The 15,657-nt window shown below is 60.5% G+C and carries 8 protein-coding genes and 4 rRNA genes; 8 read left to right on the forward strand and 4 right to left on the reverse strand.

The genetic code is table 11. The features are described 5' to 3' along the window. Positions 1 to 233 precede the first annotated feature (233 nt). Positions 234 to 350: ribosomal RNA gene (gene rrf, locus ACLLJI_RS00595) — 5S ribosomal RNA — on the forward strand. Between the two features lie 463 nt (positions 351 to 813). On the opposite strand, the gene ACLLJI_RS00600 is transcribed toward rrf (ACLLJI_RS00595), so the two are convergent. Both ACLLJI_RS00600 and ACLLJI_RS00605 read right to left on the reverse strand, forming a co-directional pair. Continuing rightward, complete coding sequence (locus ACLLJI_RS00600) at positions 814 to 1,095, reverse strand: hypothetical protein (RefSeq protein ID WP_434616698.1); 282 nt, start codon at positions 1,093 to 1,095, stop codon at positions 814 to 816. 67 nt (positions 1,096 to 1,162) lie between these two features. Continuing rightward, positions 1,163 to 2,065, reverse strand: coding sequence for an ATP-binding protein (locus ACLLJI_RS00605; protein WP_434616701.1), 903 nt, complete (start codon positions 2,063 to 2,065; stop codon positions 1,163 to 1,165). Between the two features lie 925 nt (positions 2,066 to 2,990). On the opposite strand from ACLLJI_RS00605, the gene ACLLJI_RS00610 reads away from it, so the two are divergent. From ACLLJI_RS00610 to ACLLJI_RS00630, 5 genes are all read left to right on the forward strand, one after another. Further along, positions 2,991 to 4,515: ribosomal RNA gene (locus ACLLJI_RS00610) — 16S ribosomal RNA — on the forward strand. A 557-nt stretch (positions 4,516 to 5,072) separates the two neighbouring features. Further along, positions 5,073 to 8,219: ribosomal RNA gene (locus ACLLJI_RS00615) — 23S ribosomal RNA — on the forward strand. Between the two features lie 295 nt (positions 8,220 to 8,514). Beyond that, a 5S ribosomal RNA gene (rrf, locus tag ACLLJI_RS00620) occupies positions 8,515 to 8,631 on the forward strand. The 16S, 23S and 5S rRNA genes sit together here, the layout of an rRNA operon. Positions 8,632 to 8,998: 367 nt before the next feature. Beyond that, entirely contained in the window at positions 8,999 to 9,373 is a 375-nt protein-coding gene (locus tag ACLLJI_RS00625) for a TraR/DksA family transcriptional regulator (protein ID WP_434616704.1), read from the forward strand. 172 nt (positions 9,374 to 9,545) lie between these two features. Continuing rightward, entirely contained in the window at positions 9,546 to 10,589 is a 1,044-nt protein-coding gene (locus tag ACLLJI_RS00630; protein ID WP_434616707.1) for an NAD(P)-dependent oxidoreductase, read from the forward strand. A gap of 96 nt (positions 10,590 to 10,685) precedes the next feature. On the opposite strand, the gene ACLLJI_RS00635 is transcribed toward ACLLJI_RS00630, so the two are convergent. Next, complete coding sequence (locus ACLLJI_RS00635; RefSeq protein WP_283561892.1) at positions 10,686 to 10,895, reverse strand: DUF2945 domain-containing protein; 210 nt, start codon at positions 10,893 to 10,895, stop codon at positions 10,686 to 10,688. A gap of 362 nt (positions 10,896 to 11,257) precedes the next feature. Between ACLLJI_RS00635 and ACLLJI_RS00640 the strand changes: the two genes are divergently transcribed. Next, complete coding sequence (locus tag ACLLJI_RS00640) at positions 11,258 to 12,835, forward strand: Na+/H+ antiporter (protein ID WP_434616710.1); 1,578 nt, start codon at positions 11,258 to 11,260, stop codon at positions 12,833 to 12,835. Positions 12,836 to 13,016: 181 nt separating this feature from the next. Continuing rightward, positions 13,017 to 14,234 (forward strand): formaldehyde dehydrogenase, glutathione-independent, encoded by a 1,218-nt coding sequence (fdhA, locus tag ACLLJI_RS00645; protein WP_434616713.1) that lies wholly within the window; start codon positions 13,017 to 13,019, stop codon positions 14,232 to 14,234. A gap of 296 nt (positions 14,235 to 14,530) precedes the next feature. Here fdhA and ACLLJI_RS00650 read toward each other — a convergent pair whose 3' ends face one another. After that, positions 14,531 to 15,601, reverse strand: a complete 1,071-nt coding sequence (locus tag ACLLJI_RS00650) for a YeiH family protein (RefSeq protein ID WP_434616716.1) — start codon at positions 15,599 to 15,601, stop codon at positions 14,531 to 14,533. Between the last annotated feature and the right edge of the window lie 56 nt (positions 15,602 to 15,657).

Consider the following 15,657-nt stretch of genomic DNA (forward strand, 5'->3'; position numbering starts at 1 on the left):
GCTTGCGTCCACTATGTGGTTCCCAACCAACAACCCCCACCCCCTGTCACACGACAGGGGAACGGGTTGTCCTGGTTGCACCCTCAACCACCCCATGCCCAACACCACATGGATAACTACACACAGTTGAATAACTACATACAGTTGAATAACTACATACAGTGAAGTTGTAACCCACAAATTTCCCCCAGCACCCACCCAAAAACCCGGTGGTGCCGGTGCGGACAAAGAGTTACGGCGGTCATAGCGTGGGGGAAACGCCCGGTCCCATTCCGAACCCGGAAGCTAAGACCCACAGCGCCGATGGTACTGCACTCGAGAGGGTGTGGGAGAGTAGGACACCGCCGGACACCATTTAGAAAACAAAAAGGCTTGAGCCCCGCACACCGTGCGGGGCTCAAACCATTTAACACCCCCCAAAATTCGCCGGCACGGCACCAAAGGACTGGCCGGCCATGACGGCAGGGCCACCGACCGACGGGGCGGGATTCCCAGCCAACGCTGTTGCCATGCCCTGACCTGTCCGGTGAGCAGCGTCCGCTTCCCGTCAGCGGGGTCGGGTGCTGGTCGGTTGATAGCCCTGTCCCGCTGTGTTCGTCGGGGTTGCGTCCCGACACGGGGCTTTGTTGCTCACGCTGTTCGGCCACCGACGCGCCGGCGGTTGGCGGTTGACTGGTGAAGTCGAGACCTTGGGTGGTACTCCTGGATGAGTCGGTCGGTGTTCTTGTTCGTCCGTCACTCACGACGAATCATTTGAAGGATCTGACGGAAAGTGGGGATGGGCCATTATCTCGGAAACGGCAGCGGACAGATTCATGGGTCGTATCGGCGAATCACCGTGTCGGGTGAGCGAAGAGTTTGGCAGCGACCCCAGGTCCGCCGCATCATCACCGTTGCCAGTGTTGGTTGCACCGTCACGACCCAGCTGGCTCCCGAGAGGCAGGTCCCGTAGCGGACCATCGGAGAGGGCACCTGCTTCAAACTCTCGATGAGCACGGGACCGGAGTGGTCATCACTGTGAATGAAATTCACGCGGTCGACCGCGTTGTAGCCGACCGCGTTGTAATAGCGCAGCTCACCGCCAGCATTCAACACTACATACAGGACCGGCCCGCCGTTGGGCGCGTCTTAGCCGGCCTGGCGTCAGTGGTGTGGGACCTGCTCAACGAGGGAGTGGCGACGTTCCTCCGCGGCCCGACAAGATTGATCTCCTCGCCGCGGCCGTCCACGATGTGGAGGCGTCTGTTCCCCGGAACCTTTCCTCGTGCTGGGTTCGAACGGATGCCAGCCGTGGTGTATCGGGCGGCCGAAGCCGCCGGCGGATACCCATTCCAGATCCAGCTGATCGGATACTTCCGGTGAAGGATGCCGAAATGGCAGGAGCGGTGCTGGATGGCGGAGTTGTCGGTCGAGCAATAGAAGCCTGACGCCGCCGCAACACCCGCACGGTTACTGAAGCGGCACAGTCCACGGCAATCCCGGAGGCTCTGGACTTTCGCGGGCGATGCCCGCGGACGATGGGAGTCAGCCGGCGGGACATGGGTTTGGATAGCGGCAAATCGAACACAGTGGCAGATACCGGATGCGACCTCCCCACGCCTGACTTAGCGAATCCGGCAGACATGGGAAAGTTCGCTTCGCATTTACTGGCCAGCGAGAGAACATGCGTGGCTCTTCGAACAATATGCTGCGTGGCAAATACGGGCTCATGGTACGGGTGGTCCTCGCTGGCGACCCGTGCCGCTTGAGCATGTAGCCGGCGCATGTCGATCTCGCCCAGGGTGATCGTGCGGGCGTGGTTGGCCAGCCGGTTGACGATGGAGTCGGCGGCGACCTTCTCCGGGAGGGTCTCGACCCAGTAGGTCGGCCCGGACTGGCTGACGATCACGGTGGGGAGCCGTTGGTCCCTGTTGACCAGAACCGTGAACAGGTCGTTCCCCGCGGTCTCATCGATGGCAATGGCGAGAAAGTCATCGATGATGAGCAGGTCAATGTCGCTGAGCTTGTTCAACAGGGTTTGGTGGGCGATCCTGTCACCGCGGGCAATGACCAGTTTACGGGCCATGCGCTAATCCCCAGCGGTACCCCCTTGCCGAAACGATCGGTACCACCCACCCGGACCATCCGTACCTTCAACCCGTATTTGCCATGCTGCGGACATACAGCTCGGGAAGTCTCGCTGAATTAGCTCCGAAAAGATGTTGAGCCGCACACATGAGCTGTTTGGGAACCACGGAATTGCCGTCAAACACGACCGTCCGACTACGCCAGATCAGTCCGAGGTGTTTCAGCCAGTGCGGGTCTGTGGACCCTCGATCCTCCGCAATGGACAGCACTGCCAGCAGAGCGCACTCATCACGGAGACCACCCGGACACACTGCCGGGCGATGAACGCCCGCTGCCCGCCGCGACAGGGCATTAGCAAACTGCATCGTAACTTCCTCCCGTCCTTACAGACGGGGAATTGATGAATGTAGTTTGGTGAAAAAGCCGCTATTTCGGGCGGGGCGCAAAGTCGCGCACCCCACCGGACTTCGTGGGGCATTAGGTCGATTGGTGTTTTGGCGGGAAGGCGGGTAGTGTTTCTCTAGTTGCCACCGACGAGGTGGAACAAACTCCCTTCCTTTTACTGCGGATCAAATATCCGGTGATTTTGTGTCGCCTGGTGTTTGTTGTGCGGGGGTGTGGGGTGGTCCGGTTGAGCCGGGCGGGTCGGTTCGCTGATTTGCCTGGATGGTCCGGATCGGGTAAGTTTGAAAAGTTGCTCCGGTGCGGCGCGGTTGATGTGAATTGGCTGGCGGGTCCGGGTGCGTCTGTTGTTTGAGAACTCAATAGTGTGCCAAGTTTTGTTGATACCGGTATTTATTTATTGGTTGAGACTGTTGCCTGCTGCCGTGTTTGTGGTGGTGGGTGGCTTTTTTGGCTGGTTTCGAATTTAGTGCTGTCATGTCATCCTTTTTCCGGGTGTTGTGGTGGTGTCTGTTTTTACATCAACGGAGAGTTTGATCCTGGCTCAGGATGAACGCTGGCGGCGTGCTTAACACATGCAAGTCGAACGATGATCTCCAGCTTGCTGGGGGGATTAGTGGCGAACGGGTGAGTAACACGTGAGTAACCTGCCCTTAACTCTGGGATAAGCCTTGGAAACGGGGTCTAATACCGGATATTCACTTCTTCACCGCATGGTGGGTGGTGGAAAGATTTATTGGTTTTGGATGGACTCGCGGCCTATCAGCTTGTTGGTGAGGTAATGGCTTACCAAGGCGACGACGGGTAGCCGGCCTGAGAGGGTGACCGGCCACACTGGGACTGAGACACGGCCCAGACTCCTACGGGAGGCAGCAGTGGGGAATATTGCACAATGGGCGCAAGCCTGATGCAGCGACGCCGCGTGAGGGATGAATGCCTTCGGGTTGTAAACCTCTTTCAGTAGGGAAGAAGCGTAAGTGACGGTACCTGCAGAAGAAGCGCCGGCTAACTACGTGCCAGCAGCCGCGGTAATACGTAGGGCGCAAGCGTTATCCGGAATTATTGGGCGTAAAGAGCTCGTAGGCGGTTTGTCGCGTCTGCCGTGAAAGTCCGGGGCTCAACTCCGGATCTGCGGTGGGTACGGGCAGACTAGAGTGCAGTAGGGGAGACTGGAATTCCTGGTGTAGCGGTGAAATGCGCAGATATCAGGAGGAACACCGATGGCGAAGGCAGGTCTCTGGGCTGTAACTGACGCTGAGGAGCGAAAGCATGGGGAGCGAACAGGATTAGATACCCTGGTAGTCCATGCCGTAAACGTTGGGCACTAGGTGTGGGGGACATTCCACGTTTTCCGCGCCGTAGCTAACGCATTAAGTGCCCCGCCTGGGGAGTACGGCCGCAAGGCTAAAACTCAAAGGAATTGACGGGGGCCCGCACAAGCGGCGGAGCATGCGGATTAATTCGATGCAACGCGAAGAACCTTACCAAGGCTTGACATGAACCGGAAACGGCCAGAGATGGTCGCCCCGCTTGCGGTCGGTTTACAGGTGGTGCATGGTTGTCGTCAGCTCGTGTCGTGAGATGTTGGGTTAAGTCCCGCAACGAGCGCAACCCTCGTTCCATGTTGCCAGCGGGTTATGCCGGGGACTCATGGGAGACTGCCGGGGTCAACTCGGAGGAAGGTGGGGACGACGTCAAATCATCATGCCCCTTATGTCTTGGGCTTCACGCATGCTACAATGGCCGGTACAAAGGGTTGCGATACTGTGAGGTGGAGCTAATCCCAAAAAGCCGGTCTCAGTTCGGATTGGGGTCTGCAACTCGACCCCATGAAGTCGGAGTCGCTAGTAATCGCAGATCAGCAACGCTGCGGTGAATACGTTCCCGGGCCTTGTACACACCGCCCGTCAAGTCACGAAAGTTGGTAACACCCGAAGCCGGTGGCCTAACCCTTTTGGGGGGGAGCCGTCGAAGGTGGGACCGGCGATTGGGACTAAGTCGTAACAAGGTAGCCGTACCGGAAGGTGCGGCTGGATCACCTCCTTTCTAAGGAGCGCCTCAGATTCGTTTGCCCCGGCCCTGGTGGTTGGTGGTGGGGGTCTGCAGGAGGCCCGTTGCGCGGACGCAGGTTCCGCGGTGGGTGCTCATGGGTGGAATATTGACAGGACAGGTGCCTGTGGGGTGCCGGCCGGTGTTTGAGTACGGCCCGTGTGTTGTGTTCTCCTTTGGGGGGCGTGGCGGCGGGTGTGGAAAGGATGGTTTTGCGGTTGGTGGTTCCGTGGGTTTCGTTTGGCACACTGTTGGGTCCTGAGGCAACAGGGTTCCGTGGTCTTTTTTGCCTGCTGGTGTGGGTGGAGGGGGTTGCGGGGGTTTGGTGTTTCTGGTGTTCCCGGGCATGGCTGGTTTCCGCGCGTTGGTGTGGTGGCTGGTGTGTGATGGGGTTGTTGTTTGAGAACTACATAGTGGACGCGAGCATCTTAAGAAGCAATTTCTTTGAGAATGTTTGAACCTGGATCTGTTGCATCGTTTCGTGCCTTTCGGGGTGTGGGGTGGTGTGGTGGTTTCATGGTTCTCTCGATGTGTTTTGTTTTGTGATCTTTTGTGGTCAAGTTTTTAAGGGCGCACGGTGAATGCCTTGGCATTAGGAGCCGAAGAAGGACGTAGGAATCTGCGATAAGCCTCGGGGAGTTGATAACCGAACCCTGATCCGAGGATGTCCGAATGGGGAAACCCCGCCACGCGCTCTTTGGGGTGACGTGGTGACCTGCAGCTGAACACATAGGCTGTGTGGGGGGAACGTGGGGAAGTGAAACATCTCAGTACCCACAGGAAGAGAAAACAACAGTGATTCCGTCAGTAGTGGCGAGCGAACGCGGATCAGGCTAAACCGTGTCATGTGTGATAGCCGGCGGGCGTTGCATGGCCGGGGTTGTGGGACTTTCCGTTCCAGCTCTGCCGGGCTGGGGAGGTGAGAGTGTAGGCATAGGTGAACGGTCTTGAAAGGCCGGCCGTAGAGGGTGTGAGCCCCGTAACCGAAATGTTTCTGACACCGCCTGGAGAGTATCCCAAGTAGTACGGGGCCCGAGAAATCCCGTGCGAATCTGTCAGGACCACCTGATAAGCCTAAATACTACCTAATGACCGATAGCGGACAAGTACCGTGAGGGAAAGGTGAAAAGTACCCCGGGAGGGGAGTGAAACAGTACCTGAAACCGTGTGCCTACAAACCGTCGGAGCGAGTCTGATTCTTGTGACGGCGTGCCTTTTGAAGAATGAGCCTGCGAGTTAGTGTTACGTCGCGAGGTTAACCCGTGTGGGGAAGCCGTAGCGAAAGCGAGTCTGAATAGGGCGAGTGTAGTGGCGTGATCTAGACCCGAAGCGAAGTGATCTACCCATGGCCAGGTTGAAGCGACTGTAAGACGTCGTGGAGGACCGAACCCACTTCAGTTGAAAATGGAGGGGATGAGCTGTGGGTAGGGGTGAAAGGCCAATCAAACTTCGTGATAGCTGGTTCTCCCCGAAATGCATTTAGGTGCAGCGTTGCGTGTTTCTTGCCGGAGGTAGAGCGACTGGATGGCTAATGGGCCCTACAAGGTTACTGACGTCAGCCAAACTCCGAATGCCGGTAAGTCAGAGCGCAGCAGTGAGACCGTGGGGGATAAGCTTCATGGTCGAGAGGGAAACAGCCCAGACCACCAACTAAGGCCCCTAAGCGTGTGCTAAGTGGGAAAGGATGTGGGATTGCGAAGACAACCAGGAGGTTGGCTTAGAAGCAGCCATCCTTAAAAGAGTGCGTAATAGCTCACTGGTCAAGTGATTCCGCGCCGACAATGTAGCGGGGCTCAAGTACACCGCCGAAGTTGTGGATTTCGGATAGTAGACAAGCCTTCGTGGTTCAGTCGTCCGGAGTGGTAGGGGAGCGTCGTGTGGGCGGTGAAGCCGCGGTGTAAACCAGTGGTGGAGCCTACACGAGTGAGAATGCAGGCATGAGTAGCGAATGACGGGTGAGAAACCCGTCCGCCGGATGATCAAGGGTTCCAGGGTCAAGCTAATCTGCCCTGGGTAAGTCGGGACCTAAGGCGAGGCCGACAGGCGTAGTCGATGGACAACGGGTTGATATTCCCGTACCGGTGAAAAACCGCCAATGCTGATCGGGTGATACTAACCGCCGGATGCATGACCGTCCGCCCTTGTGGCGGGTCCGGTTTTTTGCGGACCGCGGGACCTGATCCCGGGAGGTAAGCGTATTAACAGGTGTGACGCAGGAAGGTAGCCAAGCCGGGCGATGGTTGTCCCGGTCTAAGGATGTAGGGCGGGTCATAGGTAAATCCGTGGCCCTGGTTTTGATACCGGGTCTGAGATCTGACGGGACCCCCGTGAGGGGGAATTTGGTGATCCTATGCTGCCGAGAAAAGCATCGACGCGAGGTTTTAACCGCCCGTACCCCAAACCGACACAGGTGATCAGGTAGAGAATACTAAGGCGATCGAGAGAATTATGGTTAAGGAACTCGGCAAAATGCCCCCGTAACTTCGGGAGAAGGGGGGCCCCAACCTTGATGACCACGTGCTGGTCGGAGGGGATCGGGGCCGCAGAGACCAGGGGGAAGCGACTGTTTACTAAAAACACAGGTCCGTGCGAAGTCGCAAGACGATGTATACGGACTGACTCCTGCCCGGTGCTGGAAGGTTAAGAGGACCGGTTAGCCCTTGCGGGCGAAGCTGAGAATTTAAGCCCCAGTAAACGGCGGTGGTAACTATAACCATCCTAAGGTAGCGAAATTCCTTGTCGGGTAAGTTCCGACCTGCACGAATGGAGTAACGACTTCCCCGCTGTCTCAACCATAAACTCGGCGAAATTGCAGTACGAGTAAAGATGCTCGTTACGCGCAGCAGGACGGAAAGACCCCGAGACCTTTACTATAGTTTGGTATTGGTGTTCGGAGTGGCTTGTGTAGGATAGGTGGGAGACTGTGAAGCCGTGACGCCAGTTACGGTGGAGTCATCGTTGAAATACCACTCTGGTCACTTTGGACATCTAACTTCGGCCCGTAATCCGGGTCAGGGACAGTGCCTGATGGGTAGTTTAACTGGGGCGGTTGCCTCCTAAAGAGTAACGGAGGCGCCCAAAGGTTCCCTCAGCCTGGTTGGCAATCAGGTGTCGAGTGTAAGTGCACAAGGGAGCTTGACTGTGAGAGAGACATCTCGAGCAGGGACGAAAGTCGGGACTAGTGATCCGGCGGCACATTGTGGAATGGCCGTCGCTCAACGGATAAAAGGTACCTCGGGGATAACAGGCTGATCTTGCCCAAGAGTCCATATCGACGGCATGGTTTGGCACCTCGATGTCGGCTCGTCGCATCCTGGGGCTGGAGTAGGTCCCAAGGGTTGGGCTGTTCGCCCATTAAAGCGGTACGCGAGCTGGGTTTAGAACGTCGTGAGACAGTTCGGTCCCTATCCGCTGCGCGCGCAGGAAATTTGAGAAGGGCTGTCCTTAGTACGAGAGGACCGGGACGGACGAACCTCTGGTGTGTCAGTTGTACTGCCAAGTGCATCGCTGATTAGCTACGTTCGGATGGGATAACCGCTGAAAGCATCTAAGCGGGAAGCCCGCTTCGAGATGAGATTTCCATGCACCTTTGTGTGTGAGAGGCCCCCAGCCAGACCACTGGGTTGATAGGCCGGACGTGGAAGCGGGGACTAAAGACCCGTGAAGCTGACCGGTACTAATAGGCCGATGACTTACACCACACCCCTGACCGGTGAAGCGACTTCAAACGCTGCACCACCACGGTCAGGGAAAAAGATCTGCTGCTTGCGTCCACTATGTGGTTCCCAACCAACAACCCCCACCCCCTGTCACACGACAGGGGAACGGGTTGTCCTGGTTGCACCCTCAACCACCCCATGCCCAACACCACATGGATAACTACACACAGTTGAATAACTACATACAGTTGAATAACTACATACAGTGAAGTTGTAACCCACAAATTTCCCCCAGCACCCACCCAAAAACCCGGTGGTGCCGGTGCGGACAAAGAGTTACGGCGGTCATAGCGTGGGGGAAACGCCCGGTCCCATTCCGAACCCGGAAGCTAAGACCCACAGCGCCGATGGTACTGCACTCGAGAGGGTGTGGGAGAGTAGGACACCGCCGGACACCATTTAGAAAACAAAAAGGCTTGAGCCCCGCACACCGTGCGGGGCTCAAACCATTTAACACCCCCCAAAATTCGCCGGCCCTAGCTACGTGTTTTGGCGTCCGGGGGCGACGCTCTGAATGGTCCTGGATTTTTTCGAAAGCTGCCATCAAGCCACCATCGTTCGTGGTGGTGGCGGAGGCAACTGCGGTAGTCACAAGGAAGCTATATCAAAATTCCGCCCTTGCGGCTCAGGAGGAAATAACTGGTTGCTCACCCAATGCCGGCGGACGAAGGCCCGCGGACGAGGGCCCGCGGACCTGTAGGCGTAAGGATTCGAAGGCGCAAATTCATGACGTGCAGGTTGGCAAAGCGGTACTCTAAGGAATGCTGAATGAGGAGCTGATCCGCGGGGTACTGGAATTGCGGGTAGCGCACGCCCGTCAGCAGATCGGGCGGCTGGGTGATGAGATCCGCGAGGTGACGCTCGCTAACCGGGATACACCTGCGGACGACGAGCATGATCCGGAAGGCTCCACGGTCACGCTGGAACGTGAACGCGACGTTGCTTTGCTGGCTGATGCTGAAACGCAGCTGGCGGAGCTGCTGGAAGCACAGACGAGGCTGGAGCGCGGTACCTACGGGAGCTGCGAGCGCTGCGGGAAGCCGATTCCGCCGGAACGGCTAGAAGTCCGTCCGGAGGCCAGGTTCTGCGTGTCATGTGCTGGGATCCGGGCCCGCGAGCACCGAAGCGCCTCATAAGGCGCGGGCACTGCTGCGCCGCCACCGATGCCGCGAGCTGGTCACGCGACGGTATTCTGGTGGGAGCGGGGCCGACACTGCAATTCGACAGTCGCTCCGCTGCGCTGCGTGCAGACGGTGGGGAGTTGGGGCCGACGCGCGGCAGAGGAAACGGCAGAGGGAAGGCCACGAGATGATGAGCACGACGACGACGGCTGCGGGCACGATGACGGCGGCTGCGGGCACGACGACGACGACGGACACCGCTCCGCGGCTGACCATTCTTCCCGAACCGGATGAGAACCTGGCGCGGGAGGTGACTGCGGCTGGCGGTACGCTCGGCCCTCTGTCCGGCGATACGACGGGTCTAATTCTCAGTGGTCGGATCGGTGCCCCGGAGCTCACCGAATTACTTGATCGGCATCCCGGAATAGGCTGGATCCAGCTGCCTTCCGCCGGCGTCGAGGTCTATGGGCCCGCCCTCGCCGCCCACCCCGCTCTGCATTGGACCAGCGCCAAGGGTGCGTTTGCCCGCCCCGTGGCGGAACACGCACTCGCTCTCACCCTGGCCCTGCTGCGCCGGCTTCCTGAAAGAGTCCGGGCAACCGCATGGGGCGCGGAACACGGAACATCCCTGTACGGAATGCGCGTTGTGGTGCTGGGCGCGGGCGGGATCGGGCAGGAAATCGTCCGGCTGTTCAAGGCTTTCGACACTCATGTGACGGTGCTGCGGCGCGGTGCCGATGCCGTGCCCGGAGCGGACGTGACGATGTCCATGCGGGCTCTGCGCGCGGATCTGGGAGCTGCCGATGCCGAAGCCGATGCAGAGCTCGGACATTCGCTCGCGGATGTACTGGCGGAGGCAGACGTGGTGGTGCTGGCTGCTGCGCTGACGGCCGAGACGAAGAAGCTGATCGGTGCACGGGAACTGGATCGGATGAAACGGACGAGCATCCTGGTCAATATCGCCCGTGGAGGACTCGTGGATACGGACGCGTTGGTGGCGGCACTCGCTGGCGGTGCCTTGGCCGGCGCGGCTCTGGACGTGACGGATCCGGAGCCGTTGCCTGATGGACATCCGTTGTGGACGGAACAGAAGGCGCTCATCACCCCGCACACCGCGGACACCGAGGAGATGGTCCGTCCGCTGATCGGCGCTCGGGTTCGTGAGAACGTCCGCCGGTGGGCCGAAGGAAAGCCATTGCAGGGCCTGGTGGATGTGCACGCAGGCTACTAACGACGCCGTCCCCAGGCAGTACGGCGGCCGGGGCCCAACACGACAACCGCGGGGACGTCAGCCCAACGTCACCGGCCGCCATCGGGCCGTTGGGGTTCAGATCTTGGTCAGCGCTGACCCCTTATGCAGCGCCACATGCTCGGTGGTGTCGCTCTTGATCTCGTACTGCGGATCCTCCGGGGTGCAGTGCCGCGTTTGGCCCTTGAATAGGCGGTCTTTCCGGTGGACCTTAACAATCCTGCCCTGAACCTCGCCGGCCTCCGAGTTCCACCTGACGTGGTCGCCGACAGAAAATTTGGTAGCCATTAGGGAATCCTCCTGGGTGTCCGATTCATTGGTGCTCACCTACCAAACTACCCGTATATACGCATCCCGCCACCGCCGTGACCAGGTGTTCGGCATGGTGACCGACTGGGAAGAGCGGTAGTGGACGCCGTCTTGGGCGTCCCGCTGCCTGGCACGGGCCGGGATTGTGGCGCTCCCCGGTCTGTTTGGGTCGAGGTCCACGTGGGTTGAGCCCCGGCGTGGGACGAGCCCGGCGGGACAATGAGGCAGGCTGCCGTCGGTGAAGATGCCGATCCGGCCGGTGGCCAAGATATCCCGCCGTGTCCGCGGTTCCGGCCATGCTGAGAGGCTACGCTGTTTTGGGGTTGCGATGAACTGAAACGGTGGTGGCATTGATGGAAATATTGGCGCTGGTGGTCGGTTTGATGCTGGCCACGGTACTGATGGTCGGGCTCGGGGACCGGATCAGGCTGCCGTATCCGGTGCTCATGATCATCCTCTCCGCCGGCGCGGCCTTTATCCCCGGCTTTCCACGGGTCCACATCGATCCGGAGCTGATTCTGCCGCTCTTTCTTCCGCCGCTTCTCTTCGCAGCCGCGCTGAAAACCTCCTGGTCCGTGTTCCGCATTCGCTGGCGCAGCATCGTGCTGCTGGCGGTGGCCCTGGTGGTGGTGACGACGGCGACCGTGGCCGGGGTGGCCTGGCTGCTGATCCCCGGGATCGGTATTCCGGCCGCTATAGCCCTCGGCGCCATGGTGGCGCCGCCCGACCCAGTGGCGGTGCAGTCCGTGGCGGCGCGTGTCCGGATGCCACGCCGGCTGACGAGCGTGCTGCAAAGCGAGGGCTTGTTCAACGACGCCACCGCCATCGTGATTTTCCAGGCCGCGGTTGCCGCGGCACTTGAGGGCGAGGATGTGGGCGCCGGAATCGTCGGATCCTTCCTCCTGGGCGCGGCCGGTGCGGCCCTGCTGGGGTTCGCTGCAGGCTGGATCACCAAGAAACTGACGCAGTTCATTACCAATCCAGTGGGTCACAGCGCCGCCACGCTGGTGGTGCCTTTCGCGGTGTACATCGCGGCAGATTCGGTGCATGCCTCTGGGGTCGTTGCCGTGGTGATAACGGCTCTCGAAATCCGGCGAGGCAGCCACCCGGATGCGGCCGAGGAGCGGGTTACCGTCGCCGCCTTCTGGGACGTGGTGGAGCTGCTGGTAACCGGCATTGCCTTCGGACTGGTCGGGCTGGAGGTGCGGCAGGTCGTCCAGGGCCAGGCGATGAACATCATGGCCCTGCTCTGGCCGGCCGTGCTGATCTGCCTGCTCTGTTTCGCCGTCCGGGCGGCCTGGCTGGCCATGATGGTACTGCCGCGCTGGCGCAAGAATGCGGACCCGCCGCCGTCGAAAGGCAAAGACGTGGTGGCGCTGACCTGGTGCGGCATGCGCGGGCTGGCCACCCTGGCCCTGGCCCTGGCGCTGCCCAGCTCGATGCCGGACGGTTCGCCGTTCCCGGCGCGCAGCCAGATTGTGCTGCTGGCCGTGGCCATCCTGCTGAGCACGCTGGTGCTGCCCGGTTTGACCCTGCCGTGGCTGATGAAATATCTCGGCATTGAGGAGTCGCCGGAGACGGAGAAGCAGGCGGAGCAGGAGCTGGCCGCCCGCGCCCAGGAAGCCGCCATGGCCGCCGTCGAGTCTTCCGACCTCCTCGACGGGGTGGATCAGAAAAGGATTGACTGGGTCAAGGCGCGCCTGCGCCAGCTGCACAGTGAGTTGGCAGGGGCTCCTACAGATGCCATGAAAGAGGAGCGCTCCGAGTTCCGCGGCTGGGCCATCACCGTTCAGTCGCTGGCCCTGGATGCGGCACGCCAGGAAATGGTGACAGCGCGCGGTGAGGCGGGAGCGGATCCTATGGTCGCGGACCGGGTTCTGCACCGGCTCGATCTGCGAACCATGCTGGTACCGGACTAGTATTTCTCCGCACCCTTACTTTTGGGCTGCTTCCGCCCTAGACTGGCCTGACACCCACCGTCTTTGACCAACGCCGTGCGGCAAGGCAGCCGCGCAGGCAACGTCCGTGACGCCCCGGGTGCTTCTTAAATCGGAGCGGAGCCTCCAACGGGATGGGTCCGCAGCACTAGGAAGGGACACCATGTCGGGAAATAGAGCCGTTGCCTACAAGGGGACCGGACAGGTGGAGGTCATCGACATCGATTACCCCACCTTCGAGTTGAAAGACGGGCCGGGCGTCCACCCGGACAACGTGGGGCGCAAGGTGCCGCACGGCGCCATTCTCAAAACCGTCGCCACCAATATCTGCGGATCGGACCAGCACATGGTCCGCGGACGCACCACGGCTCCGAAGAACCTGATTTTGGGGCATGAAATCACCGGCGAGGTGGTGGAGGTCGGCCCCGGCGTGGAGTTCATCAAGGTCGGCGATATTTGCTCAGTGCCTTTTAATATTTCCTGTGGCCGCTGCCGGAACTGTAAGGAACGCAAAACCGGCATTTGTCTCAACGTCAACCCGGTACAGCCCGGCGGCGCCTACGGCTACGTGGACATGGGTGGCTGGATCGGCGGCCAGGCCGAGTATGTGCTTGTTCCGTACGCGGATTGGAACCTGCTGAAGTTCCCGGACCGGGATCAGGCCCTGGAGAAAATCATGGATCTGACCATGCTCTCGGACATCTTCCCCACCGGCTACCACGGGGCAGTGTCGGCTGGCGTGGGGGCGGGCTCGACCGTCTACATTGCCGGTGCCGGACCGGTGGGTCTGGCCGCGGCCACCAGCGCTCTGCTGTTGGGAGCCGCCGCCGTCATTGTCGGTGATATGAATGAGGACCGGCTCACGCAGGCGCGCAGCTTCGGTTGCGAAACCATCGATCTGACCAAGGGGGATCCGAAGGACCAGATCGAGCAGATCCTGGGCGTGCCGGAGGTGGACTGCGGCGTCGACGCGGTCGGATTCGAGGCCAAGGGGCATGGTAAGGACGGCCAGGAGGCGCCGGCTACGGTGTTGAATTCGCTGATGGAGATCACGACGGCGGGCGGCGCGATGGGCATTCCCGGGCTGTACGTCACCGGAGATCCGGGCGCGGCGGACAAGGCAGCGCAGAAGGGCTCCCTTTCCTTGAGCCTGGGCACCGGCTGGGCGAAGTCGCTCTCCTTCGTGACCGGCCAGTGTCCGGTGATGAAATACAACCGTGGGCTGATGATGGCGATCCTGCATGACAAGGTGCACATTGCCAACAACGTCAACGCCAAGGCGATCGGCCTTGACGACGCACCGCGCGGTTACGCGGAGTTTGATGCGGGCGCTGCCACGAAGTATGTGCTGAACCCGAACGGGTATTTGGACGCCGCTTAACCCCGTTCCCGTCCTGGCGGCCTTTCCCCGTTGCCGCACCGCCCGCCGGTGCGATAACGGGGAATGAGCGTCTTTTTCGCTGCCAGACGCCGAGGGCGCGTCAGGACGACGACGGCGGAACTCCTGTTTGGCGGCGGGCGGGGGTGTTGAGTGATCGGCCCGAAGTCCAGTGGCGCGAAGCACTCGGGCCGGGTCTCGATCGTTCCCGGCGGCTTCGCCACGCTCAGCTACGTCCGGGCGTAGGCGGAAGACGTACCCGCCGTCGGATTCTACCCATTGATTTCCCTAAGGGCACGTCAGATGTAGTGCACGCCCACGTAGGCGAGCGCTGCAATCAGGGCCCAGGAAAGCATCGCGGCGATGATGGCCCTGCCGCTGGTCTGGACCAGTGAGCGTACTTTGACCGATGCTCCCAATCCATAGAGTGCTGCCGCAAGCAGCAGGTCCTGGGCTGTGCCGGCCGCGGCAAGGGCGGGAGGCGGCAAAATTCCCAAGGTCCGGAGGACAATCATCGCAATGAATCCGGCCACGAAGAGCGGAACCAGCGGGGGAAGCTTGATCTCGGCGTGGTCGACTGCGCCGGCTGCCACTTTCCTGTGGTGGCGGTGCCGTTCCACGAGAGCGGTTACCGTAACAATGGGTGCCAGCATGAGCACGCGGGTGAGTTTGATGATCAGGGCTCCGGCCAGGGCAGCCGAGCCTGCTGTTTGTGCCGTGGCCACAACCTGCCCTACGTCGTGGACGCTTGCTCCGACCCAGTGCCCGAACGCGATCGCGTCCAAGCCCAGGGGTCCTTTCAGAGCGGGCAACACCCCGATAGCCAGGGTTCCGCACAGCGTCACCAGGGCGATGGGAACAACTGTGTCCCGGTGATCTGTTTTGGTCACTCCACTCATGGCACCGATGGCCGATGCACCACAGATGGAGAAGCCCGTTGCCAGCAGGATCGGCTGATCGCCCGGAAGCCTGAGGAGCTTGCCTAGGGCCAAGGTGCCAAAAAACGTCAGGAGAACGATGCCGACCACAATCCCGAGCGTCCCCCAGCCGAGCGCTGCCACATCGATCAGACTGAGTTTGAGCCCGAGCAGCACGACGCCCAGGCGCATGAATTTTTTTCCAGAATATTCAAGTCCCGGCCGCAGGACGCCTTCGACGGCGTAACTGATCCCCGGAATATTTGCGGAGAGGATTCCCAGAATGACCGCCACCGTGAGGAAGGGCATCACCGGTACTGCCAGATGGATCAGCCAGGCCACGGCGACGGCGACCGCCGCGGCTGCGAGCCCGGGCAGCCTTTTGTGCCGCAGACCCCGGGAAAGCGGAGACCTCGGCTGGTGAATTTTCGCGGTGACCACATCTTGCGTCATATCTTCTGCGATCCGGCTGGACCCGGCAAATCCCGGGGTCCGCGTCGGATCTCCTT

Source organism: Arthrobacter sp. A5, assembly GCF_051131705.1.
In the GTDB taxonomy this organism is placed as follows: Bacteria; Actinomycetota; Actinomycetes; order Actinomycetales; family Micrococcaceae; genus Arthrobacter_M.

Bases quoted from the DNA above. Each gene is read 5' to 3' on its own strand.
- fdhA (WP_434616713.1), top strand. From the start codon at position 13,017: ATGTCGGGAAATAGAGCCGTTGCCTACAAGGGGACCGGACAGGTGGAG.
- ACLLJI_RS00625 (WP_434616704.1), top strand. From the start codon at position 8,999: ATGCTGAATGAGGAGCTGATCCGCGGGGTACTGGAATTGCGGGTAGCG.
- ACLLJI_RS00630 (WP_434616707.1), top strand. From the start codon at position 9,546: ATGATGAGCACGACGACGACGGCTGCGGGCACGATGACGGCGGCTGCG.
- ACLLJI_RS00605 (WP_434616701.1), bottom strand. From the start codon at position 2,065: ATGGCCCGTAAACTGGTCATTGCCCGCGGTGACAGGATCGCCCACCAA.
- ACLLJI_RS00635 (WP_283561892.1), bottom strand. From the start codon at position 10,895: ATGGCTACCAAATTTTCTGTCGGCGACCACGTCAGGTGGAACTCGGAG.
- ACLLJI_RS00650 (WP_434616716.1), bottom strand. From the start codon at position 15,601: ATGACGCAAGATGTGGTCACCGCGAAAATTCACCAGCCGAGGTCTCCG.